Source organism: Cellulosimicrobium sp. EB106-03-01-XG111, assembly GCF_058792115.1.
This window is the reverse complement of sequence record NZ_JBYTEQ010000018.1, coordinates 91,072-104,382: the sequence shown is the minus strand read 5'-3', so window position 1 is coordinate 104,382 and position 13,311 is coordinate 91,072. Positions and strand designations below refer to the sequence as shown.

16 protein-coding genes are annotated in these 13,311 nt (G+C 73.7%); 9 read left to right on the top strand and 7 right to left on the bottom strand.

Annotated features, from left to right (window positions below; genetic code table 11):
• Positions 1–88 precede the first annotated feature (88 nt).
• Positions 89–514 (top strand): Rv2175c family DNA-binding protein, encoded by a 426-nt coding sequence (locus tag AC3WT4_RS14820; protein WP_034655478.1) that lies wholly within the window; start codon positions 89–91, stop codon positions 512–514.
• A 49-nt stretch (positions 515–563) separates the two neighbouring features.
• Here AC3WT4_RS14820 and AC3WT4_RS14815 read toward each other — a convergent pair whose 3' ends face one another.
• Positions 564–1,733 (bottom strand): polyprenyl synthetase family protein, encoded by a 1,170-nt coding sequence (locus AC3WT4_RS14815; RefSeq protein WP_492315798.1) that lies wholly within the window; start codon positions 1,731–1,733, stop codon positions 564–566.
• Between the two features lie 70 nt (positions 1,734–1,803).
• Positions 1,804–2,373 carry a hypothetical protein gene (locus AC3WT4_RS14810; protein ID WP_400113166.1) on the bottom strand — a complete coding sequence of 190 codons (570 nt, stop codon included), beginning with the start codon at positions 2,371–2,373 and terminating at the stop codon, positions 1,804–1,806.
• A 140-nt stretch (positions 2,374–2,513) separates the two neighbouring features.
• Between AC3WT4_RS14810 and AC3WT4_RS14805 the strand changes: the two genes are divergently transcribed.
• The 3 genes from AC3WT4_RS14805 to AC3WT4_RS14795 all read left to right on the top strand — a co-directional run bounded on the left by AC3WT4_RS14805 (position 2,514) and on the right by AC3WT4_RS14795 (position 6,019).
• Positions 2,514–3,707 (top strand): DUF4192 domain-containing protein, encoded by a 1,194-nt coding sequence (locus AC3WT4_RS14805; RefSeq protein WP_492315797.1) that lies wholly within the window; start codon positions 2,514–2,516, stop codon positions 3,705–3,707.
• A gap of 69 nt (positions 3,708–3,776) precedes the next feature.
• Positions 3,777–4,178, top strand: a complete 402-nt coding sequence (locus tag AC3WT4_RS14800) for a universal stress protein (protein WP_074807105.1) — start codon at positions 3,777–3,779, stop codon at positions 4,176–4,178.
• 287 nt (positions 4,179–4,465) lie between these two features.
• Positions 4,466–6,019 (top strand): RNA polymerase sigma factor, encoded by a 1,554-nt coding sequence (locus AC3WT4_RS14795; protein ID WP_492315796.1) that lies wholly within the window; start codon positions 4,466–4,468, stop codon positions 6,017–6,019.
• A gap of 198 nt (positions 6,020–6,217) precedes the next feature.
• Here AC3WT4_RS14795 and AC3WT4_RS14790 read toward each other — a convergent pair whose 3' ends face one another.
• Complete coding sequence (locus AC3WT4_RS14790) at positions 6,218–6,430, bottom strand: DUF7455 domain-containing protein (protein ID WP_021479923.1); 213 nt, start codon at positions 6,428–6,430, stop codon at positions 6,218–6,220.
• Between the two features lie 183 nt (positions 6,431–6,613).
• Between AC3WT4_RS14790 and AC3WT4_RS14785 the strand changes: the two genes are divergently transcribed.
• From AC3WT4_RS14785 to AC3WT4_RS14765, 5 genes are all read left to right on the top strand, one after another.
• Positions 6,614–8,743 (top strand): DNA gyrase/topoisomerase IV subunit B, encoded by a 2,130-nt coding sequence (locus AC3WT4_RS14785; protein WP_031315183.1) that lies wholly within the window; start codon positions 6,614–6,616, stop codon positions 8,741–8,743.
• Positions 8,744–8,772: 29 nt separating this feature from the next.
• Entirely contained in the window at positions 8,773–9,390 is a 618-nt protein-coding gene (locus AC3WT4_RS14780; RefSeq protein ID WP_492315795.1) for a cation efflux transmembrane domain-containing protein, read from the top strand.
• Positions 9,391–9,454: 64 nt separating this feature from the next.
• Positions 9,455–9,928: a DUF4430 domain-containing protein gene (locus AC3WT4_RS14775; RefSeq protein ID WP_074807092.1), complete on the top strand. Its 474-nt coding sequence runs from the start codon at positions 9,455–9,457 to the stop codon at positions 9,926–9,928.
• Positions 9,925–10,512, top strand: coding sequence for a DUF6580 family putative transport protein (locus AC3WT4_RS14770; protein ID WP_492315794.1), 588 nt, complete (start codon positions 9,925–9,927; stop codon positions 10,510–10,512). The genes AC3WT4_RS14775 and AC3WT4_RS14770 overlap by 4 nt, the downstream gene beginning before the upstream one ends.
• Before the next feature lie 70 nt (positions 10,513–10,582).
• Complete coding sequence (locus AC3WT4_RS14765; RefSeq protein WP_074807087.1) at positions 10,583–10,951, top strand: DUF2200 domain-containing protein; 369 nt, start codon at positions 10,583–10,585, stop codon at positions 10,949–10,951.
• Between the two features lie 13 nt (positions 10,952–10,964).
• On the opposite strand, the gene AC3WT4_RS14760 is transcribed toward AC3WT4_RS14765, so the two are convergent.
• The 4 genes from AC3WT4_RS14760 to AC3WT4_RS14745 all read right to left on the bottom strand — a co-directional run bounded on the left by AC3WT4_RS14760 (position 10,965) and on the right by AC3WT4_RS14745 (position 12,929).
• A complete protein-coding gene (locus tag AC3WT4_RS14760) occupies positions 10,965–11,405 on the bottom strand; it encodes a VOC family protein (protein ID WP_257416948.1) in 441 nt (146 codons plus the stop codon).
• Between the two features lie 76 nt (positions 11,406–11,481).
• On the bottom strand, positions 11,482–12,129 hold the full coding sequence (locus AC3WT4_RS14755; protein ID WP_492315793.1) for a dihydrofolate reductase family protein: 648 nt from the start codon (positions 12,127–12,129) through the stop codon (positions 11,482–11,484).
• Between the two features lie 86 nt (positions 12,130–12,215).
• The gene (locus AC3WT4_RS14750; RefSeq protein ID WP_074807077.1) at positions 12,216–12,452 is read right to left on the bottom strand and encodes a helix-turn-helix domain-containing protein; all 237 of its coding nucleotides are present in this window, start codon (positions 12,450–12,452) and stop codon (positions 12,216–12,218) included.
• Entirely contained in the window at positions 12,453–12,929 is a 477-nt protein-coding gene (locus tag AC3WT4_RS14745; protein WP_492315792.1) for a DUF2975 domain-containing protein, read from the bottom strand.
• Between the last annotated feature and the right edge of the window lie 382 nt (positions 12,930–13,311).

Here is a 13,311-nt window from a genome sequence, read left to right as displayed (position 1 = left end):
GAGAGTCTAGGTGGCCGGGTGTCACGATCCGGTGAGCGCGGCGCGCACGGCGTGGGTGTCGTGTGGAGGCACGCCGTAGGCTTGCCCGGTGACCGATCGCGACACCAGCCCCCGCCCCACGCTCGACGACCTGGTCGGCGAGTGGCTGACCCTCCCCGACGTCGCCGAGGCGCTCGGCACCGACGTCGGCAAGGTGCGCCGCCTCGTGCAGGAGCGGCGCGTCGTCGGCGTGAAGCGTGGCGAGCGCACGACGTTCCAGGTCCCGGCGCGCTTCCTCGTGCCGCTGCACCTCGTGGACCCGGCGAACGCCGGCCGCCCGGACGAGAGCGGCCGCGTGGGCGTCCTGTCGAGCCTGCAGGGCACGATCGTGGTGCTCACCGACGCCGGGTTCGACGACGCCGAGATCCTCGAGTGGCTCTTCACGCCGCACGACGAGCTCGGTGAGGCCCCGTTCGACACGCTCCTCAGCGGGCACAAGGCGCGCGTGCGCCGCGTGGCGCAGTCCGAGCTCTGACGCGCTCCGCCGTCGGCCCGGGAGCCCGGGCCGACGGGCGGCAGCGCGGTCAGGCGGTGCGCTCGACGGCGGCGCGCGCGAGCAGCGCGAGCATCGTCGCGCCCGGCTCCGCGAGCCCGGCCCCGTCGAGGGCGGTCGCCGCGCGCTCGGTGAGCTCGGCGATGAGGGACTCGACGGCGTCGCGCGCGCCCGTCTCGACGAGGACGGCGCGCAGGTCCTCCACCGTGGCCGGGTCGAGGTCCGGGTCGCCCAGGTGGGTGAGCAGGAGCTCGCGCTGCGCGGGCGTCGCCGCCGCCAGCGCGCGCACGACGAGCACCGTCCGCTTGCCCTCGCGCAGGTCGTCGCCCGCCGGCTTGCCCGTGACCTGCGCGTCGCCGAAGACGCCGAGCACGTCGTCGCGGAGCTGGAACGCCTCGCCCACGGGCAGGCCGAACGCGCTCGTCGCAGCGACCGCGTCGTCGTCGGCCCCGGCGAGCGCGGCGCCGAGCGCGATGGGGTGCTCGACGCTGTAGCGCGCGGACTTCGAACGGATGACGGCCCGGGCCCGCTCCTCGTCGGCCGCCGGGTCCTCGCCCCACGGCAGGACCTGCGCGTGCACGTCGAGGTATTGGCCGGCGGTGACCTCCGTCTGCATGCGGCCGAAGACGCGTCGCGACCGCGTCGCGACCGCGGGCGTCAGGTCGTCGAGCGCGTCGCCGAGCTCCCGGTGGCTCGCGATGAGCGCGAGGTCGCCGAGCAGGATCGCGGCGTTCTCGCCGTACCGACCGCCGTCGCCGGACCAGCCGAGGTCGCGGTGGCGCGCCGCGAACGCGCGGTGCGCCGTCGGACGGCCCCGCCGGGTGTCCGAGGAGTCCATGACGTCGTCGTGGAAGAGCGCCGCCGCCTGGAACAGCTCGAGCGCCGCGCCGGCGCGCAGCACCGTGGACCGGTGCGGGCCCGCGGCGTCACCGCCGTGCGCGCGCCACGACCAGTAGCAGAACGCGGCGCGCAGGCGCTTGCCGCCCGCGAGCAGCTCCTGCGTCGCGTCGGCGAGCAGGTCCGTGTCCGGGTGGGTCTCGGCGAGCTCGGCGCGCAGCGCCGCGGTCGAGGCGTGCAGCGCGTCGTCGACACCGACGCGCACCCCCTCGCGGTCGACGAGCGCGGCGGGGCTCGGGTCGGTGAGGTCCTCGGACGCCTGGGGAGGGACGGAGGGCGAGGTCGGCAGCGACGGGTTCGGCACGGGGGCAGCCTATGCGGAGCGAGGACCACCCTGCCCGCCCGGACTCGTGGCGGTGGTGCGGCGCGGCACGTCAGGCGGGGGCGACCTGGCCGCTGATCGTCACGAGGCGTTCCGTCTCGTCGTCGAAGACGCCGACGGCGACCGACTCGGTGGGGGCCTCGGGCGCCGTCGTGCGGACGAACGTGGTGAGCGACGTGAGCGCGCTCGGCACGGTCGACGGGGAGACCACGAACCCGGCCGCGCCCAGCGCCTCGGTGTAGTAGGCGGTGAGCGCCTCGACCGTCTCGGTCGAGCGCAGGTTCAGCGTGAGGTCCACGAGCGTGCCGTCCTGCGACGGCCGCGCCGAGCTCGCGAGCACCTCGGCCCCCGGCGCGACCGGGACGAGCGTGGTCGGGAACCCCTCGACGAGGTCCCCGACCGCCGACGCGGCGTCGTAGTCGGGCAGCGGGGTCCCCGGCGAGCCGGCGCCGGCCTCCGGTGCCGGCTGCTCCTCGCGGGGTGCCGCGGCGCCCTGCACGTCGGCCAGGTCCGCCTGGCACCCCGCGAGCGCCGTGCTCAGCACGGCCGCGACGAGGACGACGGCGGCCCGTCCGACGGGGGAGGGCGCCGGGTGCGCGGCGGCGCGGGTTCGTGGTGGCACGCGCACACCGTAGTCACCCGCGCGTGCGCGAGCCACCACCAGGGTCGGGGGCCGACCACAGCGACCGGCGTGCGCTTCGCGTCGTCCACAGCCGGGCGGCGGGCGCTCCGCACGCCGCGCGCACCGGCTGGGATGGGCGCATGACGACCCTCATCCGGGCCCAGAGCCCGCGCGAGCTCCTCGCCTACGTCCCCTTCCGGCTCGGCTACCGACCGCAGGACAGCGTCGTCCTCGTGGGGCTGCGGCCACCGCGCGGCCGCATCGGTCTCGTCGTGCGCGTCGACGTCGCCGACGCGGCGGACGTCGAGCACGGCCCGCAGCTCGCCCGGTCCGTCGTCGGGCACCTCGCGGCCGACGGCGCGCGGCGCGTCGTGCTCGTCGTCTACTCCGACGCGCCGCTGCGCGCGGCAGGGGTCGCCGCGGCCCGGGCGCGGGCCGCCGTCGAGCACTGCCGCGAGGCCGCCGAGCCGCACCACGGGCCCGTCGAGACGTGGGTCGTGTCGTCGACGGGCTGGTACGCGCTCGACTGCGACGAGGACGACTGCTGCCCGCCCGCGGGGCGGTCGCTGCGCGAGCTCGAGTCGAGCGAGGTCGGCGCGCACATGGTGCTGTCCGGGACGGCGCTCGCGGACTCCCGCGAGGAAGCCCTGCGCATCCCGCGCGCGGGGCCGGACGCACGGCGCCGTGCCGCACGCGCCGCACGCCGGGTGCACGACCGCGCCCGGGCGGAGGGGTCCGGCGCCGGCCGCGACGCCGGGACCGCGGCCCGGTCGGCCGCCCTCGCCCTGTGGCGCGCGGCGGTCGCGCAGGCCGCCGCGCACGAGGCGTCACGGGCCGACGGACCCACGCCGCACGAGGGAGGGGGTGCTGCGGCTCCCGCCGCGACGGTCCTCGGGCGCCTGGCCGCCGGGCTCGAGTCGGTCCCCGTGCGCGACGCCGTGCTCCTGTCCCTCGTGCCCGGGACGGGCGACCTGCCGGACCGGACCGTGCGGGGCGGGGACGTGGACGCCGGCACAGGCCGCGCCATCGCCGTGGTGGTGGACCCGGGTGCGGGGCTCGCGCCCGACCCGGCGCTCACCGGCCCGGCCCGCGCCGTGCTGGAGGCCGTCGTGGCGCACGCCCCGCGCGGGAGCACCGCGCCCGCGCTGACGCTCCTCGCGCTCGTGGCGTGGTGGCACGGCGACGGCGGCCGAGCGCGGCGCCGGCTCGACGAGGCGCTCGCCGAGGACCCGGCCTACCGCCTCGCGCTGCTGCTCGCGAGCGCGCTCGACGCGGGGGTCCCGCCGGGCTGGATCCGCGCCGACGCGTGCGCCGACACGCACGAGGTCGGGTAGGTTCGACGCAACACGACCTGCGGTCGCCCCCGCGGCCGGCCGCACCCACGAGCCGTCTCCGGAGGACACATGAGCGTCGTCGTCGCGCACCTGAGCACGCCCGAGGGCCGCGAGGCTCTCGACAGCGCGGCCACCGAGGCCGTCCGGCGCGGCACCGAGCTCGTCGTCGTCGTGACCGAGGCCTCCACGTCGACCCCCGAGCTCGCCGCCGCGCACGAGGACGACCTGCGACGCGTGGAGGCCCGCCTCGAGGGGACGGGCACGACGCTGCGTCGTGAGCAGGGCTCGTCGGACCTCGCGGACGACCTCGTGAGCGCCGCGGAGCGGTCGTCGGCGGACCTCATCGTCATCGGGCTGCGTCGGCGCAGCCCCGTGGGCAAGCTGATCCTCGGCTCGAACGCCCAGCGCATCCTGCTCGACGCCCCCTGCCCCGTGCTGGCCGTCAAGCCCGAGCGGCCCGCCGGCGTCTGACCCGGTCGGCGCCGCGAGGGGGAATCTTCCGAGGGCCCGGCCCGTTGTACACGTCACGAACCGGGTGACGAGACGCCGTGCGACGTGGTGCGCCGGGCCGTCGAGAGGCGGTCAGGTCCGACATCACCCCGTGTCGCGGCGTCCGGCGCACGGATCGCCGGTACAATATAGGTAGTCCGCCAGAGCCCGACGACTCACCGTGAGAGTCCAGAGCAGCCCGCACTTCACGGTTCACGTCCCCGCTCCGGCGGCCCTACCGCCCCCCATGATTGCCGAAAGGTCGGTTTGTGGCGCCCTCAACCCCGATTTCCGCACTCCCGCGAGAGTTCGAGCACCCCGCCCTGCAGGAGCTCCTGCGGCGCGGCAGCGCGAACGGTCGCGTCGACGCCGAGAGCTTCCGCACCGCGTGCGAGCAGGCTGCCGTCAACGACGCCAAGCGGCTGAAGGCGGTCTTCCGCGCGCTCGCGGGCGCCGGCGTCGAGGTCGACATCCCGACCACGACGAAGGTGGCCGCGGCGGCTTCCCCGCGCAGCACGACGACGGCGCGCACCAAGCCCGCCGCGACGAAGTCCGCGTCGGCGACCAAGCGCACGACCACGACGAAGGCCGCCCCGGCGGCCGACGCCGAGGGTGCGGAGACCCCGTCGACCGGCCCCGCGAAGCCTGCCGCGCGCAAGACCGCGGCCAAGGCCCCCGTCAAGTCCAAGGCGACGCCCGCGCGCGCCAAGAAGAAGGACGACGACGAGGACGACGCCGAGGTCGAGATCGAGGACCTCGAGATCGACGTGGCCGAGGACGAGGAGGCCGCGGAGCCGGGCGCCAAGAAGGCTGCCGCCGCCGCGCCGAGCGACGAGCCCGAGGAGACCGGCTTCGTCGTCTCCGACGCGGACGAGGACGACGCCCCGGTCCAGCAGGTCGTGACCGCGGGTGCGACGGCCGACCCGGTCAAGGACTACCTCAAGCAGATCGGCAAGGTCGCGCTGCTGAACGCGGAGCAGGAGGTCGAGCTCGCGAAGCGGATCGAGGCCGGTCTGTTCGCGGAGGAGAAGCTCGCGGCCGAGGGCGACGACCTGGACCGCAAGCTCAAGCGTGAGCTCCAGTGGATCGCGCACGACGGCAAGCGGGCGAAGAACCACCTGCTGGAGGCGAACCTGCGTCTGGTGGTGTCGCTGGCCAAGCGGTACACGGGTCGCGGCATGCTGTTCCTGGACCTGATCCAGGAGGGCAACCTCGGTCTGATCCGTGCAGTCGAGAAGTTCGACTACACCAAGGGCTACAAGTTCTCGACGTACGCGACGTGGTGGATCCGGCAGGCGATCACGCGAGCGATGGCGGACCAGGCGCGCACCATCCGTATCCCGGTGCACATGGTCGAGGTCATCAACAAGCTCGCGCGCGTGCAGCGCCAGATGCTGCAGGACCTGGGCCGGGAGCCCACGCCCGAGGAGCTCGCCAAGGAGCTCGACATGACCCCCGAGAAGGTCGTCGAGGTCCAGAAGTACGGCCGCGAGCCCATCTCGCTGCACACGCCGCTCGGCGAGGACGGCGACTCCGAGTTCGGTGACCTCATCGAGGACTCCGAGGCCATCGTCCCCGCGGACGCGGTGAGCTTCACGCTCCTACAGGAGCAGCTGCACCAGGTGCTCGACACGCTGAGCGAGCGCGAGGCGGGCGTCGTCTCGATGCGGTTCGGCCTCTCGGACGGCCAGCCCAAGACGCTCGACGAGATCGGCAAGGTCTACGGCGTGACGCGTGAGCGCATCCGCCAGATCGAGTCGAAGACCATGTCGAAGCTGCGCCACCCGAGCCGCTCGCAGGTGCTGCGGGACTACCTCGACTGACGCGTCGCGGCGGGCGGCCGGTGCGCACCACCGGTCGCCCGCCGTCGTCGCACGACGAAGGCCCCGAGGAGATCTCCTCGGGGCCTTCGTCGTGTCTGGGTCTGTGTCTGAGGTGGTCGTCGCGGGGGACCGGGCGGTGGAGCCGGGCCTCGCGGTCGTGCGCTCCTGGCGCGGGACGGTGCTCGGTGGGCCGGCGCGTCAGCGCGCGCCGTGCTCCGCGAGCAGCTTGTCGGTCTCGTCCTGGATGGACGTCGCGAGGTCGGTGTAGGCATCCGCGTGCGCCCGCGCGTGGTGGCCGCAGAACAGCAGCTCGCCGCTCGGCAGGACCACACGGACGTACGCCTGGGCCCCGCAGCGGTCGCAGCGGTCGGCCGCGGTCAGCGGTTCGGTGGTGGTCGTCGTAGCAGTCACATGAACATCAAACCATCACCTCCCGCGGTTTCGTCCCGGGGGAGCGCCGGGTTCGCTACCCGCGAAGCGCGCTCACCCGCGCCGCCCTAGCCTCCCGTCGGCATCCCGCCCGATCGCGCGGCGTCCGCGGCACCGCGGCGGGGCAGCACCGCGGTGTGGGCGCCCTCGTCTAGGCTTGCCGCCGTGACGACCACCTCCGCTGAGTCCAGCTACACCGCTCGGCACCTGTCCGTGCTCGAGGGCCTCGAGGCCGTGCGCAAGCGCCCGGGCATGTACATCGGCACGACCGACTCGCGCGGTCTCATGCACTGCCTCTGGGAGATCATCGACAACTCGGTCGACGAGGCGCTGGCGGGCAACTGCTCGAAGATCCGGGTGGTGCTGCACGCCGACACCTCTGTGACGGTCGAGGACGACGGCCGCGGCATCCCCGTGGACATCGAGCCCAAGACCGGCCTGTCCGGCGTCGAGGTCGTCTTCACGAAGCTCCACGCGGGCGGCAAGTTCGGCGGCGGGTCGTACACCGCGTCGGGCGGCCTGCACGGTGTCGGCGCGTCCGTCGTCAACGCGCTGTCCTCGCGCCTCGACGTCGAGGTCGACCGCGGCGGCAAGACGCACCGCATGACCTTCCACCGCGGCGAGCCCGGCGTGTTCAGCGACCCGAAGACGGGCCCGACGCCGGACGCCCCGTTCGAGCCGTTCGTGTCCGGGTCCGAGCTCGCGGTCGTCGGGAAGACGAAGCGCGGCGTCACCGGCACGCGCGTCCGCTACTGGGCGGACCGCCAGATCTTCCTCAAGACGGCCGTCTTCTCCTACGACGAGCTCGTCACGCGCGTGCGCCAGACGACGTTCCTCGTCCCCGGCCTCGAGATCACGGTGCGCGACGAGCGCGGCGTGCCCGGGACGCCGGGGGAGTCCGGGCCGCACGAGGAGACGTTCGTGCACACGGGCGGGTCGGTCGACTTCGTCGACTTCCTCGCGCCGGACACCCCCGTCACCGCGACGTGGCGCCTCACGGGCTCGGGCTCGTTCACGGAGACCGTCCCGGTGCTCGACGACCGCGGACACATGACCCCGCAGGCGGTGCAGCGCGACTGCGAGGTCGACGTCGCGCTGCGCTGGGGCACCGGCTACGAGACCGAGGTCCGCAGCTTCGTCAACATCATCGCCACGCCCAAGGGCGGCTCCCACCTCGGCGGCTTCGAGCAGGGACTGCTCAAGGTGCTGCGCAAGGCGGTCGAGACGAACGCGCGCCGTCTCAAGGTGTCGACGAAGGACGCGTCCGAGCGCATCGAGAAGGACGACGTGCTCGCCGGTCTGACGGCCGTCGTCACCGTGCGCCTCGCCGAGCCGCAGTTCGAGGGCCAGACGAAGGAGGTGCTCGGTACGGCGCCGGTGCGCGGCATCGTGGCGCGCGTCGTGGAGAAGGAGCTGAACGCGCTCCTCACCTCCACCAAGCGCGACGAGAAGACGCAGGCCGCGCTGCTGCTCGACAAGGTCGTGGCCGAGATGCGCGCGCGCATCACCGCGCGCAAGCAGAAGGAGATCTCCCGGCGCAAGAACGCGCTCGAGACGTCGTCCCTGCCCGCCAAGCTCGTCGACTGCCGCAGCGACGACGTCGAGCGCAGCGAGCTGTTCATCGTCGAGGGCGACAGCGCGCTCGGCACCGCGCGCCTCGCGCGCAGCTCCGACTTCCAGGCGCTCCTGCCGATCCGCGGCAAGATCCTCAACGTGCAGAAGGCGTCCGTGAGCGACATGCTGCGCAACGCCGAGTGCACCGCCATCATCCAGGTGCTCGGCGCCGGGTCCGGTCGCTCGTTCGACCTCGAGGCGGCGCGCTACGGCAAGATCGTGCTCATGACGGACGCCGACGTCGACGGCGCCCACATCCGCACCCTGCTGCTCACCCTCTTCTACCGCTACATGAAGCCGCTCGTCGAGGCGGGGCGCGTGTTCGCGGCCGTGCCGCCGCTGCACCGGATCGAGGTCATCGGCGCCGGACGTCGCAAGAACGAGTACATCTACACGTACTCCGAGGCCGAGCTCGCCGCGACGCTCAAGAAGCTCGACAAGGCCGGCCGCCGCTACAAGGACGACATCCAGCGGTACAAGGGCCTGGGGGAGATGGACGCCGACCAGCTCGCCGAGACGACGATGGACCCGCGCCACCGCACCCTGCGTCGCGTCACGGCCGAGCACGCCGAGGCGGCGGAGCGCGTGTTCGAGCTGCTCATGGGCAGCGACGTCGCGCCGCGCAAGGAGTTCATCGTCGCCGGCGCGGCCGAGCTGGACCACGCCCGCATCGACGTCTGACGATGTCCGGCGGGCAGGACGCGCGCCTGGTGGGCGACCCAGACGTGATCCGCCTGCTGCGGCGCACCGTCCTGCTGGTCGCCGGCCTCAACCTCGCGTACTTCGTCGTCGAGCTCACGGTCGCGCTCGCCGCGGGGTCGGTGTCCCTGCTCGCCGACAGCGTGGACTTCCTCGAGGACACCGCGATCAACCTGCTCATCGCCGTCGCGCTGGGCTTCCCGCTCGCGCGGCGCGCGCTCCTGGGCAAGGCGCTGGCCCTGCTCATCCTCGTCCCCGCGCTGTTCGCCGCCTGGGAGGTCGTGCGCCGGTTCGGGGACCCGCCCGCACCCGAGGTGCTGCCGATCGTCCTCGCCTCGCTCGGGGCGGTCGTCGTCAACGGGGCGTGCGCGTGGCTCCTCGTCCGGGTCCGCCACCACGGCGGGTCGCTGAGCCGGGCCGCGTTCCTGTCGGCCCGCAACGACGTCCTCGTCAACGTCGCCGTCATCGCGATGGGGATCGTGACCGCGTGGACGGGGTCCGGCTGGCCGGACCTCGTGCTGGGGTGCGGGATCATCCTCCTCGCGGGCCACTCCGCGTACGAGGTGTGGGAGGTCAGCGAGGAGGAGCGGCTGGCGGCCAAGGCCGTCGCGGGCGAGGAGATCGGGTGAGGGGCCGTCGTCCGACAGGCGGGCGACCCGGCGCGAGCCGGGCGGCGCTCCGTACGCTGGCGAGGTGACCCTCCGAACGCTCCGCGCCACGTCCGCGCGCCCGCTCACCGCCCTGACCGCCGTCCTGCTCGCCGCGGGCCTGCTGGCCGGGTGCTCGTCCGCCGACGAGCCCGCCGCCGACACCACGTCGACCTCCACGGCGACTGCGGGCGAGGAGTCGAGCGCCCCGGCCGACGACGCGACGGACGAGGCGTCCGACGACGAGTCCGGCGACGACGAGGACGCGCCCGAGCTCTCCTACGAGGGGCGCGAGGGCGCGACGGCCCTCGACCTGCTCCTCGAGGCGGACCCGTCCGCCCAGGTGACCGGTGAGGGCGAGAACGCGTTCGTCACGGCGATCGACGGCGTCGCCGCCGACCCCGACAGCGAGTTCTGGGCCCTGTACGTCAACGACGAGATGGCTACCGTGGGAGCAGGATCCCTCGAGACGAAGGACGGGGACGAGATCACGTGGAAGCTCGAGACGTTCACCTCGTGACGCGCCCGGAGAGCACGGCGCTGCGCTGGTGGCGCCCGGCGCTCGTCGTCACGCTCGCGGCGCTCGCCGTCGTCTGGCGGCTCGTGCGCGCCGACCTCGGCGCACCTCCGAACCTCGAGCTCGTCACCGCGGCGACGTTCGCGGGGACGATCCTGCTGCGCTCGCGGTGGGCGTTCGCCGTGCCGCTCGCGGTGACGGTCGTGTCCGACGTCGTGCTCGGCAACACGGCGATCGCGCTGTTCACGTGGAGCGCGTGGCTCGTCGTCGGGCTGGGGTCGCTGCTCGCGCGGAACACCACCGGCTGGCGCCGCGTCGGCGCGGGCGCGGCGTTCGGCGTGGCGGGCTCGCTGTGGTTCTTCGCGTGGACGAACTTCGGCGTCTGGCTGCAGGGGCGTGGCGTCTGGTATCCGGCGGGAGCGGACGGGCTCGTCGCGAGCTACGTCGCGGGTCTGCCGTTCCTGCGCACCATGCTGCTCGGCAACCTCGTGCTCGTGCCGCTCGTCGCGGCCGGGACGCTGCTCGTCGACCGGCTCGAGGCGTCGCACGGGATGGTCGGCGCCCGTACCGTCCCCGCCGCGCGGTAGCGTGGTTCGCGCCGGGCGGCGCACGGGCTGAGCCGGCGACGGGCTCGACCGGGGCAGGAGGAGGACACCCATGGCGGGACACCGGATCTTCGGCATGAGCTTCGCGAGCCTCTACCCGCTCTACGTGACCAAGGTGGAGCGCAAGGGGCGCACGACGGACGAGCTCGACCAGGTCATCGGCTGGCTCACCGGCTACGACGACGCCGGCCTGGCGCAGGCGATCGCCGACGAGATCACGCTCGAGGAGTTCTTCGACCGGGCGCCCGCGTGGAACCCGAACGCCTCGCTCATCACCGGGGTGATCTGCGGCGTCCGCGTCGAGGACATCGAGGACCCGCTGATGCAGAAGGTCCGCTACCTCGACAAGCTCGTCGACGAGGTCGCGCGCGGCAAGAAGATGTCGTCGATCCTGCGCGGCGAGGCGGCCACCGCCTCCTAGCGGCGCCCGGGGCTCACCCGAGCTCTTCCGCGAGCCCGACGATGATGCCGCCGGGTCCCCGCAGGTAGCAGAGCCGGTACGCGTCCTCGAAGCGCACGATCTCCCGCAGCACCGCTCCGCCGTGGCGGGCGAGGCGCTCGACCGTGTCGTCGAGGTCGTCCACGGCGAACATCACCCTATGCAGGCCCAGCACGTTCGGCGACGCCGTGCTCAGGCCGAGGTCGAGCGGCGCCGGCGCGTGGTACCGCGTGAGCTCCAGCCGCCCAGGGCCGTCGGGGACACGCATCATCGCGATCTCCGACCGCAGGCCGTCGAGCCCGACGACGCGCTCCGCCCACCGCCCCTCGATCGTCATCCGGTTCTCGAGCTCCATCCCGAGCTCGGCGAAGAACGCGACGGCCGCGTCGAGATCGTCGACGACGACGGCCACGTTGTCGAGGCGCTGGATCGCCACGGGTGCCTCCTGAGGTCTGGTGTCGGTGGGTCGTCCAGGGTGCCGGGCTGCCGTGCCGGGCGGCGGTCTCCCCGGGTCAGGTGTCCTGCCCGACGCCGCGTTCCGGCTCGCTCATGTCGCCCGTCCCGGGTGTGCCGTCCGCGAGGCCGTAGCGCAGCAGGACCGTGCCGGTCGGGCTGGGTACCGGTGGTTCGAGGAGCGTGAGGTTGGTGGGGACGGTACCGCCGTCGAACACGGTCTTGCCCGTGCCGAGCACGATCGGGTGCACCCACAGGTCGAGCCGGTCGAACAGCCTCTCGCGCAGCAGCGTCTGCACCAGGTCGAGACTGCCGACGACCTTGACGTGCTCGTGCCGGTCGCGCACCTCGCGCACCGCGGCGGGCAGGTCCGGGCCGAGAAGCGTCGACCCGGCCCATGACAGGTCCGGCGTGCCGCGCGACGCGACGTACTTGGGGATGCGGTTGAACAGGGCCGCGAAGTCGTCGTCCTGCCCGCCCTCCTGGAACGGCCAGTACGACGCGAAGATGTCGTACGTGCGGCGCCCGAGCAGCAGCGCGTCCGTGCCCTCGTACGCCGCGGCGATCTGCGCGCCCGCGACGTCGTCGAGCAGCGGCGCCTGCCACCCGCCGAACGCGAACCCGCCCTCCGGGTCCTCCTCGGGCCCGCCGGGCGCCTGCCCGACGAGGTCGAGGGTCGTGAACAGCTCGATCTCGATGGCTCCCATGGCTCGGCTCCCGTGGTGTGGTGGTCTCGGTCACGGGTAAGACGTCGTCCGGTCGCCGAACTCATCGACGCGGCGGTCGAGGCGGGTCAGGAGGCGGGCGGACCCGCGTCGTCGGGCTCGTCCGGGACCCACCGGAGGACGTCGCCGGGCTGGCACCCGAGGACGCGGCAGACGGCGTCGAGCGTCGAGAAGCGCACGGCCTTGGCGCGCCCGTTCTTCAGGACGGCGACGTTCGCCGGAGTGATGCCGACCGCGGCGGCGAAGTCGCCGACGGACAGCTGCCTCCGCTCCAGGAGGACGTCGAGGTCGATGACGATCGGCACCTAGATCACCGCGGCCAGCTCGCGGCGGTCGGTGGTCGCGGCGCGGAGGAGCTCGCGCAGGACCACGACGAGCAGGGCCAGCGCGCCCCCGCCCACGAGCGAGCCCAGGAGGCCGAGCAGCACGAGCGGGCCGCCGACCTGCGCGCCGAAGGTCAGGTGACCGAAGGCCGTCGCGGCGAGGGTCGCGACCGTGGCCACGCACCCGATCACCACGGTGACCGAACGCAGGGCGCGCGGGTCGAACACCTCGTCACGGGCGGCGAGGCCGAGGAGGCGCCACACCGCTACGAGCGCGACCTCGACCGCGAGCAGCGCCAGCACGGCCAGGACGGAGTACGGGACCACGAGGCCGCGGACCTCCGGGTACTGCGCGCCGACCTCGGCCGCGAGGAGCGGGGCGAGGAACATCGACAGAGCGGTGCCGAGGGCCACGAGGACGAGGAGCGTTCGTGTGCACGCGACGAGAGGACGTTTCATCTATCGATTGTCGATAGATGACGTGCTGGTGTCAACGAACGAGGCACGACCGTGGCGCGGAGGGAATCGCGTGGCCCGACCGTCCTCGGCAGCGCGGCACCCGCCGACGCCCCCGGCCTCCGCCGTTCTCTCGTCCGTGAGACGGACGATCAGCCGAGTCACAGCGTGTCGCCCGAGGCACCCGCGGATCCAAGCCTGTGGATAACCGGTGCCCTCGTCGTCGCGGCGTCTACCGTCCGGTCGAGGAGCCCACGACCAGGAGGATCATCATGCTCGACCAGCACGAGCGCACGAGCCAGCCCGAGCGATCGGCCGGGGTGCCTCGTACGGGGCACCGTCCCCGTGCTTCCCTCGCCGCCCGTCGGAGAGCCGCCGTCGACCG